At 70.3% G+C, this 17478-nt stretch carries 17 protein-coding genes and 2 pseudogenes; 12 read left to right on the plus strand and 7 right to left on the minus strand.

What is annotated here, in order from left to right; all coding sequences use genetic code 11:
* Positions 1–93: 93 nt before the first annotated feature.
* Positions 94–531, plus strand: coding sequence for a VOC family protein (locus AB0F91_RS36270; RefSeq protein ID WP_360605088.1), 438 nt, complete (start codon positions 94–96; stop codon positions 529–531).
* 183 nt (positions 532–714) lie between these two features.
* On the opposite strand, the gene AB0F91_RS36275 is transcribed toward AB0F91_RS36270, so the two are convergent.
* Positions 715–975: a hypothetical protein gene (locus AB0F91_RS36275; protein ID WP_360605090.1), complete on the minus strand. Its 261-nt coding sequence runs from the start codon at positions 973–975 to the stop codon at positions 715–717.
* A 316-nt stretch (positions 976–1291) separates the two neighbouring features.
* Here AB0F91_RS36275 and AB0F91_RS36280 point away from each other — a divergent pair, with 316 nt between their 5' ends.
* On the plus strand, positions 1292–1849 hold the full coding sequence (locus AB0F91_RS36280) for a dihydrofolate reductase family protein (protein WP_360605092.1): 558 nt from the start codon (positions 1292–1294) through the stop codon (positions 1847–1849).
* Positions 1850–1858: 9 nt separating this feature from the next.
* On the opposite strand, the gene AB0F91_RS36285 is transcribed toward AB0F91_RS36280, so the two are convergent.
* Positions 1859–2638 (minus strand): FadR/GntR family transcriptional regulator, encoded by a 780-nt coding sequence (locus tag AB0F91_RS36285; protein ID WP_360605094.1) that lies wholly within the window; start codon positions 2636–2638, stop codon positions 1859–1861.
* 146 nt (positions 2639–2784) lie between these two features.
* Here AB0F91_RS36285 and AB0F91_RS36290 point away from each other — a divergent pair, with 146 nt between their 5' ends.
* From AB0F91_RS36290 to AB0F91_RS36305, 4 genes are all read left to right on the plus strand, one after another.
* Complete coding sequence (locus AB0F91_RS36290; protein WP_360605096.1) at positions 2785–3543, plus strand: class II aldolase/adducin family protein; 759 nt, start codon at positions 2785–2787, stop codon at positions 3541–3543.
* Positions 3525–4100, plus strand: coding sequence for a cupin domain-containing protein (locus AB0F91_RS36295; RefSeq protein ID WP_360605098.1), 576 nt, complete (start codon positions 3525–3527; stop codon positions 4098–4100). The genes AB0F91_RS36290 and AB0F91_RS36295 overlap by 19 nt, the downstream gene beginning before the upstream one ends.
* A gap of 80 nt (positions 4101–4180) precedes the next feature.
* Positions 4181–4852, plus strand: a complete 672-nt coding sequence (locus tag AB0F91_RS36300; RefSeq protein WP_360605100.1) for a class I SAM-dependent methyltransferase — start codon at positions 4181–4183, stop codon at positions 4850–4852.
* Positions 4853–4919: 67 nt separating this feature from the next.
* Positions 4920–5957: a HoxN/HupN/NixA family nickel/cobalt transporter gene (locus tag AB0F91_RS36305; protein WP_360605129.1), complete on the plus strand. Its 1038-nt coding sequence runs from the start codon at positions 4920–4922 to the stop codon at positions 5955–5957.
* An 82-nt stretch (positions 5958–6039) separates the two neighbouring features.
* Here the strand turns inward: AB0F91_RS36305 and AB0F91_RS36310 are convergent.
* Both AB0F91_RS36310 and AB0F91_RS36315 read right to left on the minus strand, forming a co-directional pair.
* Positions 6040–6315 (minus strand): annotated as a pseudogene (locus tag AB0F91_RS36310) (transposase); the annotation flags it as partial.
* A gap of 335 nt (positions 6316–6650) precedes the next feature.
* Positions 6651–7472, minus strand: a complete 822-nt coding sequence (locus tag AB0F91_RS36315) for an NAD(P)-dependent oxidoreductase (protein WP_360605102.1) — start codon at positions 7470–7472, stop codon at positions 6651–6653.
* 195 nt (positions 7473–7667) lie between these two features.
* On the opposite strand from AB0F91_RS36315, the gene AB0F91_RS36320 reads away from it, so the two are divergent.
* The 5 genes from AB0F91_RS36320 to AB0F91_RS36340 are packed head-to-tail and all read left to right on the plus strand — an operon-like array spanning position 7668 to position 13032.
* Positions 7668–7970 (plus strand): ATP-binding cassette domain-containing protein, encoded by a 303-nt coding sequence (locus AB0F91_RS36320; protein ID WP_360605104.1) that lies wholly within the window; start codon positions 7668–7670, stop codon positions 7968–7970.
* Positions 7949–8749 (plus strand): ABC transporter ATP-binding protein, encoded by an 801-nt coding sequence (locus tag AB0F91_RS36325; protein ID WP_360605106.1) that lies wholly within the window; start codon positions 7949–7951, stop codon positions 8747–8749. Before AB0F91_RS36320 ends, AB0F91_RS36325 begins: the two co-directional genes overlap by 22 nt.
* Before the next feature lie 22 nt (positions 8750–8771).
* On the plus strand, positions 8772–10241 hold the full coding sequence (locus AB0F91_RS36330) for a hypothetical protein (RefSeq protein ID WP_360605108.1): 1470 nt from the start codon (positions 8772–8774) through the stop codon (positions 10239–10241).
* Positions 10238–11044, plus strand: coding sequence for a CbbQ/NirQ/NorQ/GpvN family protein (locus tag AB0F91_RS36335; RefSeq protein WP_360605110.1), 807 nt, complete (start codon positions 10238–10240; stop codon positions 11042–11044). Before AB0F91_RS36330 ends, AB0F91_RS36335 begins: the two co-directional genes overlap by 4 nt.
* A complete protein-coding gene (locus AB0F91_RS36340; protein WP_360605112.1) occupies positions 11041–13032 on the plus strand; it encodes a hypothetical protein in 1992 nt (663 codons plus the stop codon). The genes AB0F91_RS36335 and AB0F91_RS36340 overlap by 4 nt, the downstream gene beginning before the upstream one ends.
* A 6-nt stretch (positions 13033–13038) precedes the next feature.
* Here AB0F91_RS36340 and AB0F91_RS36345 read toward each other — a convergent pair whose 3' ends face one another.
* The 3 genes and pseudogenes from AB0F91_RS36345 to AB0F91_RS36355 all read right to left on the minus strand — a co-directional run.
* Complete coding sequence (locus AB0F91_RS36345; RefSeq protein ID WP_360605114.1) at positions 13039–15342, minus strand: protein kinase; 2304 nt, start codon at positions 15340–15342, stop codon at positions 13039–13041.
* A 152-nt stretch (positions 15343–15494) separates the two neighbouring features.
* On the minus strand, positions 15495–16184 hold the full coding sequence (locus tag AB0F91_RS36350; protein ID WP_360605116.1) for an MFS transporter: 690 nt from the start codon (positions 16182–16184) through the stop codon (positions 15495–15497).
* A gap of 25 nt (positions 16185–16209) precedes the next feature.
* A pseudogene (locus tag AB0F91_RS36355) lies at positions 16210–16740 on the minus strand (MFS transporter); the annotation flags it as partial.
* 97 nt (positions 16741–16837) lie between these two features.
* On the opposite strand from AB0F91_RS36355, the gene AB0F91_RS36360 reads away from it, so the two are divergent.
* Positions 16838–17478 (plus strand): cupin domain-containing protein (locus AB0F91_RS36360; RefSeq protein WP_360605118.1); only part of this gene is annotated, 641 nt, incomplete at its 3' end.

The following is a 17478-nucleotide window of genomic DNA, read 5'->3' on the forward strand; positions in this document are numbered from 1 at the left end:
CGGCGGACACCCATGCCGGTGTCGGAAACACGGCACCGACTCCGTCCCAGGGGCACGAGCGGCCACGAGGGCCGCGTGACACGGGAGGCAACCATGACGATCCGCCGATTCGACCACGCCGGCTTCGTGGTCGAGGACCTCGCGGCCGCGGTCGCGTTCTTCGTCGAGCTGGGGATGGAATCGGAAGGCGAGACGAAGGTCGAGGGCGAATGGGTGAACCAGCTCGTGGGGCTGGACGACGTCCGGGCGGACCTCGCCTTCCTGCGGACCCCGGACGGCCACGGCCGGATCGAGCTCTCGACGTTCCGCTCGCCGGTGTCGACCGCCTCCGCGCCGAGCGCGCCGGTGAACGTGCCGGGCATCCCTCGCCTCACCTTCGTCATCGACTCCGTCGACGACACCCTCGAACGCCTGCGCACCCACGGCGCCGAACTCGTGGGCGAGGTCGCGCGGTACGAGGACTACTGCCGGTACTGCTACGTCCGCGGCCCTGCGGGTGTGATCATCGGGCTGGTCGAGGAGCTCGGCTGACGCCCTTGGATTTGTCGCGCCATCGTTGCGCCGGGCATCGGCAGGTGCGGATAGCGCTTGAGGACGCGGCGTTTCGACGACGGAGCCGGGCCTGAGGCCGGTAGATGTCGTCGCCGTCGGTCCGGCCGTCGGAGAGGGAGCCGAGCACTTTCACAGGGCTGCGCGAACGTCGAACTCCGTCGCTCAAGACGACACCGCTCGGCCCGGCACCAGCCGTGCCTTCCCGCCGACCTGATGAACAACCTCGGCGCCGCTACCGACGGTGCTGTCGGCGTCGGCACCGTGTGCCGCGACACCGCCCCGATCATTCTCGACGTCCGCGCCGCACCGCGCGTACCGATGCGCTCCCGCGAGCGAGGGTCTTGCCGTGCGGAACGCTTCTTCGAGGTCGTCCTCCCGCACGCCGGCGATCCGCAGACAAGTCTGCTCCACCACCGTCGTCACTGGCCGACGGTGCCTCACCGGACTGCTCCCGGCAGGCGGGGGAAGCGCCCGAGGTTCGAGAACCCAGCGGTTGGCGACGTCGCTCGCGGACCCGACGCGTTTCCCTGCAGGTCGGAGTGACGTCCGGGTCTCGTCGATCGAGACATGTCGATCGACGATCGTCAGTCCTGCGACACCGACAAAAAAGCTTGTCTTGACAGCATTGGTCGTCGGAAGGAAGGTTGTCACGTAGCGACCGAGGCAATGACCGACAACCTGGCGCCGCACCCGCACCGGAATGGCCGCGGCGCGGGAACAAAACCTGGAGGAATGAACCATGCGGAAGTTGATTCTGGGATTTTACGTCTCACTCGACGGCAAAAGCGCCGACGGCGACAACGGAATCCGCGACGTCATGACGGGAATCGACGACGCCGAACAGGAGGAATATTTCGTCAGCCGGCTGTGGGAGACCGGAGCGTTCCTCATGGGCCGCAACACCTACGAGATCATGGCCGGATACTGGCCCACCGCCGACCACCCGTCGGCCAAGGCCATGAACGAGATCCCCAAGGTCGTGTTCTCCCGCACCCTCGATACCGCCGACGACTGGCCCGAGACCCGCATCGCCGGCGGTGACACGGCGGAAGAGATCGCCAGGCTCAAGGCCGAGCCCGGCAAAGACCTCGTCGCCGCCGGTGGCACCGCATTCATGCACTCGCTGATCAAGCTCGGCGTGGTCGACGAATACCGTCTGTGGGTGCTCCCCGCCGTCGCCGGCAAGGGCGTGACACTGTTCCCGGAACTGGACGAGGCCGTGAAACTGCGCCTGGTGAAAAGCACGGCCTTTCCGTCCGGGGTCCTCGAACTGTGTTACGCACCGGCCGACAAGTAGCCGGCGACCCTACACTTCCTTGCCCTTCTCCCGCGAAGCCTGCACGCGCGCGATCCGCTGAGAGGTCCGGCGGAGGTGCTTGGCCATGATCTCGCGCGCCTTGTCCGCGTCCCTGGCGGCGATGGCCTCCACGAACTCACGGTGCTCGCTGGTGCCCCGGTGGCCCATCAGCGGCGCGGCCACCTGAGCCTCGCGCAGGGACATCAGCAGCGGACCGTGGAACGAGTGCACCAGCATCTCGATGGCGGCGTTGTGGGTGCACTGCGCCACGCGGACGTGGAACGCGGCCGACATCTCCATGCTGTACTCGCCGCGTTTCAGAGCGGCTTGGTGCTCGCGGGTCATCTCCCGCAGTTCGTCGACGTCGTTTTCGGTCGCCCGCTCGATCACCGTCTCGATGATGCCGAGCTCCACCACCTGCCGGGCCTCGATGACCTCCGGTGCCGTCATCGGCGAGAGGTTCACGAGGTCGGCCAGATTCGCACTGAGCTTCGTCGACGAAGGCGTCGTGACGAACGCCCCGCCGCGCGCGCCGACCCGGATCGCGACCAGACCGGCGGCCTCCAGCACGCGCAGCGCCTCGCGGACGGTGACCCGGCTGACGCCCATCTGCTCACACAGGGCGCGCTCACTCGGCAGCCGATCGCCGGGGCGCAGTTTGTCGGCACGGATGAGCGAGCGGATCTGCTCGACGATGGCCTCCGACATCCGGCTCGACGACACGACGTCGAACAGCCCGCTGTCCGCCCGCGGAGCCGCCGCCGGCCCACCCCGCCCTGCTGGTTCCATGCTCCGATCCTCTCACAGGGACACCGAAACGCCCGCCGTCGTGGCGCCCGCCGAAGGGTTGACCCGCAGCTGGCGATCGCCTTATGGTCATATCGTAATTAGGACTAACCAATAGACCACACATTCGGAACAGTCCAGGAGGCGCCGTGAGGGAATCCGTCGCGCTCGCCTGCCGGGTGCTCGCCGCGACCGGCCTCGTCGAGCACGTGCTCGGCCACATCAGCGTCCGCACGTCGCCGGACGAGTTGCTGGTGCGCTGCCGTGGCCCGCGGGAATCCGGTCTCCGCTACACGACGGCGGACGACATCCGACCGGTGCCGCTGCGCGGCACGCCCGAGACCGGCGACTGGAGCGTGCCCAACGAGCTGCCCATCCACACCGAGGTGCTGCGGCGCCACCCCGCGGCGACGGCCGTGGTCCACGCGCACCCGCCCGCGGTGGTCACCATGGCGCTCGCCGGGCTGCCGTGGCTGCCCCTGTTCGGCGCCTACGACATCCCGGCCGCGCGGCTCGCGGCCGACGGCATTCCCGTGTGGCCGCGATCGGTCCTGGTTAACGATCACCACCTCGCCGGGCAGATGGCCGACGCGCTCGGCGACCGGCCGGTGCTGGTCCTCAGTGGACACGGGCTCGTCAGCGTCGCCGGCGGTGACCCGGAAACGGCGGTGGCCCAGGCCGTGCTGCAGGCCATCGCCGTCGACACGCTCGCCCGGCACACCCTCGCCGTCGCCCACGCCGGAGGGAAGCCGGTGGCCATCCCCGACGAAGACCTCGCGCGCCTGCCGGATCTGGGTGGCGCGTTCAACGTCACGACCCTGTGGCGGCACGTGGTGCGGCGCACCGAAAACCCCCGAAGTCCCCGCGAGTACGACAAAGGAGAGCAGCAGTGCGTGACGAGTACCTGAAGGGTGTCCTGGCCAGCGAAAAGAAGAACCTCGATTCCTCCGAGATCGCGGCCCGCGACGAGTTCAACCGGCAGCACCCGCCGAACAAGGGCCTGGTCGTGGAGGACGACCTGCGGAAGATGGAGCTGCCGGCGCGGCCCTGGCGCAACAACCGCGGCCACTACTTCGACCTCGCCGACTACGAGGTGCTGAGCGCGCACATCTCGGAGCTCAAGCCAGGCAACAACTCGGTCCGCCACCGCCACACCACCGAGGCCTACCTCTACGTGGTCAAGGGACACGGTTTCTCGCTCATCAACTACGACGACGAGCCGATCGAGGTCGTCGAATGGCAGGAGGGGACGCTGTTCGCGCCGCCGCGGTGGGCGTGGCACCAGCACTTCAACCTCGACGGCAACGACACGGCCCGCTACCTCGCGATCCAGGACACGGGACTGCTGCGCACCATGCGCCTGCACAACATCGAACGCCACGGCGTGCAGCTGTCCCCCGAGGAGGGCAAGCAGCTCCTCGACGCGGCCGTCGAGGCCGGCACCACGCACGGCGCGCGCAAGTAGCCCGGACCTCGGCCGTGCTCCCGCACCGGACGCGGGAGCACGGCCGAGCCACGAACCCATCCGACCTGTGAGGAGTGCCCGTGCCCGAAGGAACACCCGTGTCCGAATGGCTCGACCCGACCGTCGCGACGTCGTGGCTGGAACAGGACAGCCTCGTCGGATTCCTCGTGCTGCCCCGGCGAATCGCCGCCACGCTGGTGGCGGGCGACCGGCCGCGGACGAAACTGGTGGCCGACATCGGCAGCGGCCCCGGTGACTTCCTGGAGGTCCTGCTCGATCTCTTCCCCGGCGCGCACGGCATCTGGACCGACGTCTCCACCGTGATGGAAGACGCGGCCCGCGCACGGCTCAGCCGCTTCGGGGACCGCGTTTCCTTCCGGCTCACCGACATGACGAACCTCGCGGAGCTGCCCGGCGACCTCGACGTGGTGATGACGTCGAGGGCCAGCCACCACCTCGAACCGGCGCGGCTGGCGCGCTTCTACACCGAGGCGGCCGAGCACCTGGCGCCCGGTGGCTGGCTGCTGAACCTCGACCACGTCGGGCCCGCCCCGGTGTGGGACGCGCGGCTGCGCGCGGTCCGCAAGCAGCTCATCCCCCCTTCCGGCAAGGCCGGTGCCCACAAGCACAACGACGCCCTGCCGTCGGTGAACGACCACCTCGAAGGGCTCGCGAAGGCCGGATTCGCCGACGTCGAAATGCCCTGGCGCGGCCTGTACACGTGCCTGCTGGCGGCTCGTCGTGACGGTTGAGCGATCCCGCCGGCTCGCCCGCCTCCGAGTCGCGCTGAGCGGCCGCGAGTCGGCGTCGCTGGGCGGCATGGCCACGGTCGTCCTCTTGCTGAACCTCGTCGGCTGGGGAGTGCTCGGCCTCGTGGTGGCCCCGGAGCACCACGCACTGGCCGGTGGCGGCTTCTTCGGCGTCGGGCTCGGCGTCACGGCGTTCACCCTGGGGCTGCGCCACGCGTTCGACGCCGACCACATCGCCGCCATCGACAACACCACCCGCAAGCTGATGGCCAACGGGGGACGGCCCCTGTCGGTCGGGTTCTGGTTCTCGCTCGGTCATTCGACCGTCGTGTTCGGCCTGTGCCTGCTGCTCTCGGTCGGTGTGCGCGCGCTCGCCGGCTCGGTCACCGACGACTCGTCGGCGCTGCACCGGGTGACCGGCCTGATCGGCACGTCGGTGTCCGGGGTGTTCCTCTACATCATCGGAATCGTCAACCTGGTGGTGCTGTTCGGCATCCTGCGGGTGTTCCGCGAGATGCGCCACGGCCGGTTCAGCGAAGCCGAGCTCGAAGAGCACCTCGCGCGGCGCGGAGTGCTCAACCGGCTGCTGTCCGGCCTGACGAAGGCGGTCCGCAAGCCCTGGCACATCTATCCGGTGGGTGTCCTCTTCGGACTCGGGTTCGACACCGCCACCGAGGTCGGCCTGCTCGTCCTGGCGGCCGGCGCGGCCACGTTCGCCCTGCCCTGGTACGCGATCCTCGTGCTGCCCGTGCTGTTCGCGGCGGGGATGACCCTGTTCGACACCGCCGACGGCTGCTTCATGAACTTCGCCTACGGGTGGGCGTTCGCGAAGCCGGTGCGCAAAGTCTTCTACAACCTCACCGTGACCGCTCTTTCGGTGACCGTCGCGCTCGTCATCGGGACGATCGAACTGCTGTCGATCCTCGCCGACCGCCTCGGGATCGTCTCGGGCCCGTTAGCGGCGATCGCCGACCTCGACCTCAACAACGTCGGCTTCGCCATCGCCGGGCTGTTCGTCGCGACCTGGCTCGTCGCCGTCCTGGTCTGGCGGATCGGCCGGATCGAGGAGAAGTGGTCGGCCCACCTCTCCGGCGACCCCGACCGCTAGAGCCTGTCCTCAAAGCCAGATGAGTAGCGTGGCCAGGTCGATCATGCCGTCGGCCTGGCGTCGGCGCAGTCGGTTGGCCTGGTCACGCCGTTCGGGACTGGTCGCCGGGATGTGCCGCCGGCGCAGGTAGGAGCGGATAGCGCGGCTGATAACCCTTGCCCGCCAGCACCCTGCCCGGCCGGGTCGGCGGCCGCCCGGATCCGGCCCGGCGGAACTCGATTCCGGTCCTGACCTGGGTGAACATGATGCAGTCGTTGACATTGCCGCCGGTCAACACCACGGAAAGCGGCCGCCCGTGACCGTCGCAGACGTGGTGGACCTTGGTAGTGGGTCCACCACGAGACCTGCCGATGGGATGATCGTCTGGTCTCACTGCGCCCGCACGATGCCGGAGGCGACCGAGACCTCCCGGTCGAGTCCGTCGTTCGCCTCAGCGACCACCCGCACCCGCGTCACCACCATCGCGAGGGTCCCGGTGCGCGACCAGCGCCAGAGCCGGTTGTAGACCGTCTTCCACTACCCATAGCGTTTTCAGCAGATCCCGCCACGCGACACCAGTCTTGGCGGACGCCCTTCGCGCCCGACACCGGAAGCAACGGCTCAATCGCCTGCCACTGCTCATCGGTCACCTCATGCCTACGCACCACGAACCAAGATCAAACCACGTCAACCCAACCACTGTGAGGACAGGCCCTAGGCGAGCGGCCCGCCGAACAGCTCCGCCACGCCCGCGACGGTGATGCCCTCCATCACCTCGCGGGCGGTGTGCGCCACCGGCAGATCCTGGCCCACACCGCCGGCCATGCGGAACGCGTTGGCCAGGTCCTTGCGGTACCAGGTGAAGCGCATCGATTCGAGCTGGGCCAGCGTGGCGCTCGCGGCCACTCCGTCGAGCAGGGCGCGGCGGAGCTTCGCCGGCTCGACGCCGAGGCCGCGCCCGAGGCGCATCGCCTCGACGATCGCCGTGATCTGGCCCCAGTGGCACAGGTTGTTCACCGTCTTGCCGACCTGGCCAGAGCCGAGCGGGCCGAGGTGGTGCACCGCTTTCATCCACGGCGCGAACGCGGGGCGCACCCGGTCCAGCACGGCTTCTTCACCGCCGACGAGCAGGACGATCTCACCGTTCTCCGCGCCGCGGACGCCACCGGTGAGGGCCGCGTCCAGCACGGCCACGCCGGTGCCCCCGGCCTCCGCCTCGACGCGGCGGCAGGTCTCCGGGGTCACCGAACTGCAGATCACCAACGCGGATCCGCGCTCGGCCGCGGCCAGCACGGCTGCCGACACCTCGAGCACGTCCTCATCGGACGGAACGATCACGAGCACCACATCGCACCCGCCGAGCTCCGCCGTGGACCCGGCCGCCCGCGCACCCGCGCCGACCAGTTCAATCCACTGTGGATCGGTCGCGGTCGAACACGACCGTCTCCCGGCCGGCGTGGACGAGGTGCGGGCGATCGGCCCGCCCATCGCACCCAGCCCGGCCACCCCGACGCTTCCGATTCCGTGGTCCGACATCAGCACCTTCCTTCCCGCCGGCAGGGCGGCGCCCCCCGGCGGTCGAAGCGAAAGGGGCCTGCCTCGCGGTGGATTCACGAGACAGGCCCCTTCGGACGGACACCTCAGAGGGCGCTGGCGGCTTCGGCCAGTTCGCCGGTGTACTCCGGAGCGTTTTCGAAGTAGTGCACCTTGTCGTAGCCGAGGTGCTTGAACATGCCCGGACTGACGAAACGATTCCCGGGCCGGACCGTGGCGGCCAACGCGGTCGACGGGATCGACCTGGAGATCGCCGAGGGCAAGCTGGTGACCCTGCTGGGGCCCAGCGGCTGCGGGAAAACCACCACACTGCGGCTCATCGCCGGGCTGGAACGCGCCGACGCCGGCTCGATCGAGCTCGACGGCAAGGTCGTTTCCGACCCGCGCAACCGAGTGTTCGCCGGCGCGCACCGCCGTCCGATCGGGATCGTGTCCAGTCGTACGCGATCTGGCCGCACATGTCGGTGGTGCAGAACGTGATGTTTCCCCTGCGGGTCAACAAACCCCGGGTCCGGCCCGCTGCTGCGCGCAAGAAGGCACTGGAGGCGCTCGACCTCGTGGGCCTGGCCGACTTCGCCGAACGCCCGGCTCCGGCGTTGTCCGGTGGCCAGCAGCAGCGGGTCGCCCTGGCCCGGGCCCTGGTGCGCGAGCCGAAGGTGCTGCTGCTCGACGAGCCGCTGAGCAACCTCGACGCCGGGCTGCGCGACCGGATGCGCGACGAGATCCGAGCTGTCCAGCAGCGGCTCGGCATCACCACGGTGTTCGTCACCCACGACCAGGACGAGGCCCTCGCGGTCTCCGACGACGTGGTGGTGATGAACAGCGGCTCGATCGTCGAACGCGGCCGGCCGCAGGAGATCTACACCCGGCCGCAGCAGGAGTTCACCGCGCGCTTCCTCGGGGTCTCCAACACGCTCACCGGCGTGGTCACCGAGGTGTCGGACACGGGAATATGCGTGCAAGTCGGTCCGGGCCGGCTGGTTTGCCGCGCCGGCTCCGGGCTGAGCGCGGGCGACACCGTCAGCGTGTTCATGCGGCCCGAGAGCTTCGGGTTCTCCCGCAAGCAGCACGACGCCGAAGCCTGGAAGGGCACCGTGGAGTTCAGCATCTACCACGGCGACTGCTGGGACTACTACGTCCGGCTCGGCGACGACGTGCTGAAGGTCCGCGTCTACAAGGAGAAGGTCGGTCTCGCCCACGGCGACCCGATTTTCCTGCAGCCCGAGCCCGAGGACGCGATCGTCCTGCCCGCGCACTGATCCGAGAGGAGCACGGCCGCCGATGACCGCCCCGTATCCCCTGTCCGCACAGGCTCCCGGCGTCCCCGCACCGCTGCCCGGCTTCGGCTACCCGGCGCCGCGGTTCCCGGGGTACCTGCTGCAGGAGCGCACCGACGACCTCGAGGAGCTGATGCCGCTCGCGCGGGCGCACGTGCGGCGCCGTTACGGCCGGTCCGCGCTCGGCGACGTCCGGCCCGGCGACGAGCTGCTGATCGTGACGTTTCCGCACCAGCACGAGCTCGTCTTCCAGGCCATCCGCCAGGCGCTGCTGGAGATCGGCGTCGCGAAGGTCGACCGCATCGACGTGACCGACCTCGGCATGGAGGTGAAGTCCTACAGCGCGGCCGAGGGCTGGCGGGAGATCACCGACCGGCTGCCGCCGATGATCGAAGAGGGCATCGAGTTCAACGTCGCCGCGGCGGCGCTGAAGCGGTTCCTCGACGACCGGCCCGGCTACACCGGTGTCTACGCGGGCGAAGCCGGTCGCTCGCACTGGAAACGCGCCGCCGGCAAACGGATCCGGAACAACTGGGTGTACTCGACCTACGAGGACTTCATCTCCCGCGCCAACGGGTTCCCCGACGAGATCTGGCGGACCGTGGACCTCATGGTGGTCGGCGCGTTCCGCGACGCCGCCGAGGTCCGCATCACGAGTCCCGAAGGGACGGACCTCGGCTGGCAGGTGACCCCGCAGCAGGCGGCGTTGTGGCCCAAGGGCGCCTACATCTCGGGGCACATCCTCGGCTCGACGATCCAGGGCATCCGCTTCGGCCACCCCGCGGAGACCTTCCTGCGCGAGGCCAAGATGTTGATGCCCACACTCAACGGCGTGATCGGCGGGACAAGCAACCACACCGGCTACTTCCCGCACGCGTCGGTGACCGTCGAGTCGGGGATGATCACGAAGATCGAAGGCGGCGGCCGCTACGGCGAGCTGTGGCGCGAGGTCGTGGAACGCTACCGGGACACGCACTACCCCGGCTTCCCCTACCCGGGCTGGGCGTACTTCAACGACGCGTCGATCGGCACCAACCCCAAGAGCTACCGCCAGATCGAAACCCTGTGGAACTACAACGACTCCTGGACGAACCTGCCCGAGCGCGCGCAGGCCGGCGTGATCCACTTCGGCTTCGGCGCCGAGCACTGGGACCAGACGTTCCTGTCCTACGCCAAGGAGAACAAGTTGCCGACGATGCACTTCCCGCATGTGCACAACCTGTTCGCCACCTACGAGATCCGGCAGCGCAGCACCGGCGACTGGGTCAAGCTGATCGACAAGGGCCGGATCACGGCACTCGACTCCGAGCGCGTGGTGCGGCTCGCCAGCAGTCTCGGCGGCGCGCACCACCTGGAGTACGACTGGATTCCGGCGGTGCCGGGCATCAACTACCCCGGGGACTACCACCGGGACTACGCGCCCGACCCGGTGTCGTGGATCCGCCGCGAGCAGAACGGGGAGTTCGCCCGGTGACCGCGCCGTTCTACCTGCCGGCCGGCGACGAGGTCGACCTCTTCCGCGCGGCTTACGACCAGCGGATCCCGGTGCTGCTCAAGGGACCCACCGGGTGCGGCAAGACCCGGTTCGTCGAATACATGGCCTGGGAGATCGTGAAGCAGCGCACCGGGGCGCCACCGGACGAGCCGCTGGTGACGATCACCTGTCACGACGACCTCACCGCGGCCGACCTCGTCGGCCGGTACCTGCTGTCGGCCGAGGGCACGACCTGGCTGGACGGGCCGTTGACGCGGGCCGCGCGCACGGGTGCGCTCTGCTACCTCGACGAGGTGGTCGAAGCCCGCAAGGACACCACCGTGGTGCTGCACTCGTTGACCGACCACCGTCGGACGCTGCCGCTGGAACGGCTCGGCACCACCGTGACGGCGCACCCGGACTTCCTGCTCGTCGTGTCGTACAACCCGGGCTACCAGGTCACGAGCAAGGATCTCAAGCCGAGCACGCGGCAGCGGTTCCTGGCCATCGAGTTCGGCTACCCGGACGCCGATCTGAAGGCCGAGATCATCGCGCACGAAGCGGGCGTGCCCGCGGACGTGGCCGAGGCGCTGGCCGCGCTCGGCGCCCGGATCCGCAACCTCGACGCCGCCGACCTCGTCGACGGCCCGAGCACCCGGCTGCTCGTCCACGCCGGCGCGCTGATCGGTCGCGGGGTCGCACCGCAGCGTGCGTGCGATCTCGCGCTCGTGCTGGCCACCAGCGACGACCGGGACGTGCAGGACGCCGTCCGGCAGGTGACGCACGCGGTGTTCGCGGCATGACGGCGCCGGCTCCCGCCCACCTGAGCGAGCTGACCGGCTCGCTCTCGCTGTACTACCGGGCGCTGTGCGGGCGCGACTGCGAACGGGTGCCCTACGACGACGACGCCGAACTTCGCCAGCGGCCCGACACCGCGACTGCCGTGCGGCTCCCGCCGCACGTGCACTCGGGACCGTCGTGGTACCAGGTGGCGTTGACGCACCGGGCGCTGCACCACGAACTCGGCACTTTCGAGCTCGACCTCGACCGGCCGGAACCGTTCTTCCGGCGGCTGCGCCCGGCCCGCCTGCGCGGTGGACTCGACCGCTTCGCCGGCCTGTTCGGACGGACGGCACTCGCGGTCGAGGTGTTCACCGTGCTCGAAGACCTGCGCGTGGACACCGCGGCCCTGCGGCTGTTCCCCGGTCTGGCACCGGTCTACGAGCGGGTGCGCGACGACGAGCTGGCGACGAGACCGGACCTCGCCGAACTGCCGGCCCGCTCCGCGGCGGCCGAGGCGCTGGTCCGGCTGAGCCTCGGCGTCACCTCCATCCGGCTGCCGCGGGCACTGCATCCGGCGGTCATCCGGATGGCCGCCGTGGCCCGGGTACTGGCCGACCGCGAGTCCACTGTGGAATCGACGGCCGAGGCGGCGATCCGGTGCTACGGCGTGCTGGCGCGGCTGCCCAACCTGACCCCGGCGGCGGGCGCGGGCGAGGAGGTCACGTTCACCGAGTCCGATGTGGATGCCGGGTTCACGCTGCCGGGTCCCGAGTTCCGGCTCGAAGGTGACGAGGTGTTCGACGTCCGGTTCGCGCCCGTGCGCTACCGCGACGTGCCCGGCCCCCGGTATCTCGGCTTGGCGGCTTCCGGCATGCCGCTCACGGAAGCGATCCTGCGGATGACCGGCGAGGAAGGCCCGGCGGCCGACGAGTGCACCGAACGCTCGCTGGCGGCCGAGAGCGGGCAGGTCGACGTCACGGCGGTCCAGCGCCCGCCGGAGCCGCTGCCGCACGACCACGGCCCTGACCTTGAAGACCACGACCACGGGGAAGCCGGTCCCGTCCACGCGAGGGGACGGCACGAGTTCGCCTACCCGGAGTGGGACCACCGCGCCGGGCGGTACCTGCCCGACTGGTGCCTGGTCTGGGAAAAACGGCCCCGTTCGGGGCGCAGCGGCCGCGCGCACCGCGACGCGCTCAGGCGCAACCGTGCGCTGCTGCCCGCGCTGACCGCGCAGCTGGAACGCATGGCTCCGCTCGGGCGCCGCCGCCGCACGCGGCTGCGCCACGGTGACGACCTCGACCTCGACGCCTGCGTCGAGGCCATGGCCGACCTGCGGACCGGACGGACGCCGGGGGAAGCCGTGTACAGCGCGCTCGAACCGGTGGCCCGCGAGGTGGCCGTCGCGTTCGCGCTCGACCTGAGCTCGTCGACGGCCGAACGCCTGCCCGAGCGCGACGACGGGATCCGCCGGATCCTCGACCTGGAGCGGGAGTCGGTCGCGTTGCTCCTCGAAGCGGTGGAGCGGGTCGGCGACAGCTACGGCATCTACGGGTTCTCCGGCACCGGCCGCCAGGACGTCGTGGTTTCGGTCGTGAAGTCCCTCGACGAGCGGCGCGCCCCGGCGACGCTGCGGCGGCTCGACGGGCTCGTGCCGCAGCACACCACCCGGATGGGCCCGGCCATCCGCCACCTCACCCGCCGGCTCGCCATGCACGGTGCGCCTTCGAAGTTGCTCGTGCTGGTTTCCGACGGCCGTCCGTTCGACCTCGACTACGGGCAGCAGTACGGCGAGGACGCTGTGCTGGGCTACGCGCTCGCCGACACCTCCCGCGCGCTCGCCGAAGCCCGGCTCGCCGGTGTCCGCCCGTACCTCATCACCGTCGACCCGGCCGGCGGCGACTACCTGCGGACGATGTGCGATCCGGACACCTACCACGTGATCGCCGACCCGCGTGACCTTCCGGTGGCCCTTGCGCGGTTGTACGTCACCGCCCGGCGCGCATAGCGGGAGTCAGTGGGGCCGGGAGAGGTCGCCGGGCCGGAAACCTTCCACCGTCGAGGTGACGAGCCCGTCGAACTGGTCCTTGTCCTCCCGCGGGTAGACCCAGCGCAACGCGGCCATCGAAGCGGATCCCGTGAACCCGCGTTCGTAGAAGATCTTGCCGTCGCCCTGGTAGCCGGAAAGCGAGTACCGGTCGCCCTCGACCTTCTGGTAGGTCACCTGTCCGCCGTCCGCTTCCACCGCGGCGACCGCGCCGGCCAGCGCCTGGGCCGCGGCCTGGGTGGAGTTGGCGCCCCACACCGTCAGCGTCGCGTCGGCGTCGGAGCTGCTGAACGTCATTCCGTCCCCGTTCGGCGGGGTGTACGGGGTCGCGAGGTAGCTCTCGGAGATCAGCGCGGTGAACCCGAACCGCGGGTTGGTGTACGTCGGCCCCTCCGCGGACTGACCAAGAGAGGGCGTCGTCGGCGTCGGGGAGCGCGACGTCGAAGGCGGCGGAGAAGCCGGAGGCGACGAGGCGGGCGCCGGTTTGCCGAGCATCGTCAGGAACTTCGGCAGCAGCAGGTCGCCGATCCCGTTGTAGGGCAGGGTCACGGTCTCTCTCCCGGACGCCGTGTCGCAGCCGAGGTCGTACCACTGGATCTCGAACTCAGCGCCGGTCGCGGTGAACCCGATGGCCGCGCTCGGCACATGGTCGGCGCCCGAGCCGCGATCGGCCGCGTCGATGGTGACCTTCTCCCCCGCACCGTCGATCGTGGGGACCCGGCAGAACCCGTTTTTCGTGACCGGCTCGAGCCGCTGGGTCAGTGTCCGCATCCCGGCCGCGGTCAGCACCTCGGGCCGGAACATGTCCTTCGGGCCGAGTACCTGTCCCGTGCCGAGGTCGACGTTCACCGTCTCGGAGAACCGCCAGGTCGTGTGCGACAGCACGTCCGAATCCAGATCGTGGTCGTACCGCACGGAAAGCAGGCTCGGCGTCCGCAGCAGGATCCGCGCCGTCGTGTGCGCCGCGGCCGTGTCCCCTCGCTCCTGGAACATCTCGCGATTGCCGGCCACCCCGTCGCGGATCGCCTTCAGCCGCTTGTCGACCGGGGCCCGCAACGCGTCGTTGATCCGTTGTCGGACGGCGGGATCCTGGCCGCCGGACACCTGCGGGAACTGGAGGTCGTAGGTGACCGGCAGCGCCGGATCCCGCCCCGACGTGGTCTGGAGGCTGACGGTGAGCGCCGCCGCCTGCGCGGGCGGATCGTCGTGGTTGGCGAAGATCGCCACTCCCCCGGCGACGAGCGCGCCGACGATCAGCACCGCCGCGGCGATCTTGCCGGCGATCACCGCGGTCGCGCCCGCCCCGGTGCCCGTGGCCGGCACCCCGCCCCCGACCCCGCCGGCCACGGCGCCGGCGCCGGCGCCGGCCGGTGCGGCGGCCGTCCCGGCGGTGGCCAGGAGCGCCAAGGGGGTCAGCGCCGTCAGCGCGGCGGCCGACGTGGCCAGCCGCTTCCAGCCGCGTTTCTCCCAGTTCTTCCCGTAGGCCTTGCGGGCGACGGTTTCCAGCTCGGTCACGAAAGCGTCCGCCGTGGCCGGTCGCCACGCCGGGTCCTTCGCCATGCCGCGCGTGATCAAGGGGCGCAGCGCCTCGGGCACGGCGTCCAGCGGCACGGGCGCCGCTTGGTGCAGTGAACGCAGCCCTTCGGTCGTGTCCGCCCGGAACGGCACCTGTCCGGTGACACACTGGTAGAACACGCAGGTCGCCGCGTACACGTCGGTGGCGGGCATCCCCGGCCGCCCGGACCACTGCTCCGGCGCCATGTAGGGCGGCGAACCGGCCGTCAGCCCGTTGTGACCGTCCAGAGTGGCGAGTCCGAAGTCGACCAGCTTCGACTCGCCTTCCCGGGACACCAGCACGTTTCCCGGTTTGTAGTCCCGGTGGACCACCCCGGCCGCGTGGGCGTCGGCGAGGCCGAGCAGCGAGCCCTTCAGCACGGCCAGGGCCGCCTCTGGGGCGAGCACGTTCTCCGCCGCCAGCAGCGCGCGCAGCGACACCCCGGGCACGGCCTCCATGACCAGCGCGGCGCCGTCCTGCGTCTCCACGAAGTCGAAGAGCCGCACCACGTGCGGGCTCCGGACGCCCGACAACAGCCACGCCTCGCGCCGGAACCCGTCCGCGATTCCCGCGTCGGCGAGGTACTCCGCGCGCAGGTACTTGATCGCCGCCATCCGTCCCGAGCCCTCGTGCTTGGCCAGCACAACCCGCCCGAAGCCACCGATGCCGAGCACGTCCACCTCGGTGAACCCGGGCACGCGCCAGGTGTCGCTCATCCCCGCCGGTTTCCCCTCACGGTCACGACCTTCCCCGCCTCCGCGGATCGCGGAGGACATCAGACCACGGCCGGGGGATCCGCACTACCGGAATGTGGCATTTTGTGCGAAGTCGTCACACTCGCGCAGGGCGCGAAGCCGGTGGCCGGGGATCAGGCCTGCGTCGATTCCTCGGCGCGTGCCGCGGCGTACTTGCGCACCGGGTTCGCCCGGCCGAAGTGACCGACGGCGAAGGCGGCGGTCGCGAGCCCGCCGACCATGAGCGCGAGCACGGGGCCGACCGCCGCCGCGACGGCACCGATCACCGTGTCCCCCAGGGCGGGGCCGCCGCGTGAGGCCATCTGGTAGATCGCGGAAACCCGCCCGCGCATCGCATCCGGCGTCTCGAGCTGCACCGCCGCCTGCCGGATCGTCGTGGCCATCGCGTCGAACGCGCCGAGCAGCAGGCAGGCGAGCAGCGCGACCACGAGCCCGCCGGCCCAGGCGAGCAGGACCGCGCTCAGGCCGTAGGCGATCGTCGAAGCGAGGAGCACCTTGCCGAGCCGCTTGCTGCGGTCGACCACCCGTAAGACCGTGTACGTCGCGACGAGCGCTCCGGCCGACGGCGCCGACGAGAGCAGCCCGTACGCCGTCGCGCCCAGGTGGAACCGGTCGATCGCCAGCGTGGGCAGGAGGACCCGGTACGCGGCGAAGACGGTCGCCACCAGGTCGAGCAGCACCATCTGCCACACGATGCGCCGCCCCAGGACGAACCGGACTCCCTCCGCGAGCTGCTCCCGCAGCGTGATGTGCTCGCCCGACCCCGGCAGGTGCGGGATCCGGAGCAGCGCCAGGGTGATCATCAGCAGGAGGTAAGGTCACCGCGTCGACGGCGTACATCAGACCCGGCCCGCTGACGGCGATGAGCACACCGGAGAGCGCGGGACCGAGGAGCACGGCGAGCTCCCGGGAAGGGTTGAGCAGCGCGAAGGCCTGCGGCAGCTGCGCCCGCGGGACCAGGGCCGGGATCAGGGCCTGACGGGCAGGCTGGTCGAAACTGGCCGCCGCGGTGGTGAGCACGACCGAGCCGACCACCTGCACGACGTCGGCGTGGCCGGCGAAGCTCGTCACCGCGAGCGCGAGCGCCACGACCATGGCCACGGCTTGCGACCGCTGGAGGAGCTTGCGCCGGTCCACCCGGTCCGCGTAGACGCCGGCCAAGGGGCTGAGCACCACCAGCGCCACGACCTGGGCGGCTCCCACCAGCCCGGTTTGCGCCACCGAACCGGAGAGTTCGTAGACCTGGTAGAGGTTGGCCGCGATCGTTCCCCGGCTGCCGATCTGCGAGAGGACGACGCCACCCCAGTAGATGTCGAAGTCGCGGTTGCGCAGGACCTCGGCGACCTTCATGCCCGCCATAATGCCTGATGGTATGACCAAAAGTCCACGCTTGCCGCAGGGCGTCCGGCGGACCACAATGCGAAAGGTAAAATGGTCCGCCCAATCAGGAGGCTCGGTGTCGACGAAAACCACGACGAAGACCACCCACTACCACCAGCAGAAAGCCCGGCGGGCGAAGTTCCTCGAAGACTGGCGCGCGAACCACCGCACGATCATCCGGAGCGAGGACGTCACCCTCGCCGAAACCGCGCGGGGCATGCGCACCGGCGTCTACATGGGCGAGGACGGTGACAACCCGACCCGCTCGATCGACGCCCTCGTGCACGAGGTCGACCACGGGAAGCTCACCACGATCCACCGGCATTCCTGGGACGCCATGGTGTTCGGCGTCGGCGGTGAAGGCTGGCTCGAGATCGACGGCGAACGGGTGAACGTCGCCCCCGGCGACTCGGCCCACATCCCGGCGTGGGCTTGGCACCGTTCGGGCAACGACGGCGAGGCGACGTTCCGCTACCTCACCTTCTCCAGCGAGCCGCTGCTCGCCACGATGGGCATGTCGGTCCTCGACGACCGCGGGCACGAGCCGTTCGAGAACCTCCCGGGCCGGCCCGAGTTCAGCGCTCCCGACGCCGAGGGTGACGACGCCTACGCGCGCCGCCTACGCCGCCTCGGCAAGGAGCAGCAGAAGCGCCGCAGCGGTCGGCTCCACACCGACTGGGACGAACTCGAAATGCTCAACACCCCGCGCGGCACCCG

The organism is Amycolatopsis sp. NPDC023774 (assembly GCF_040639695.1).
Classification (GTDB): domain Bacteria; phylum Actinomycetota; class Actinomycetes; order Mycobacteriales; family Pseudonocardiaceae; genus Amycolatopsis.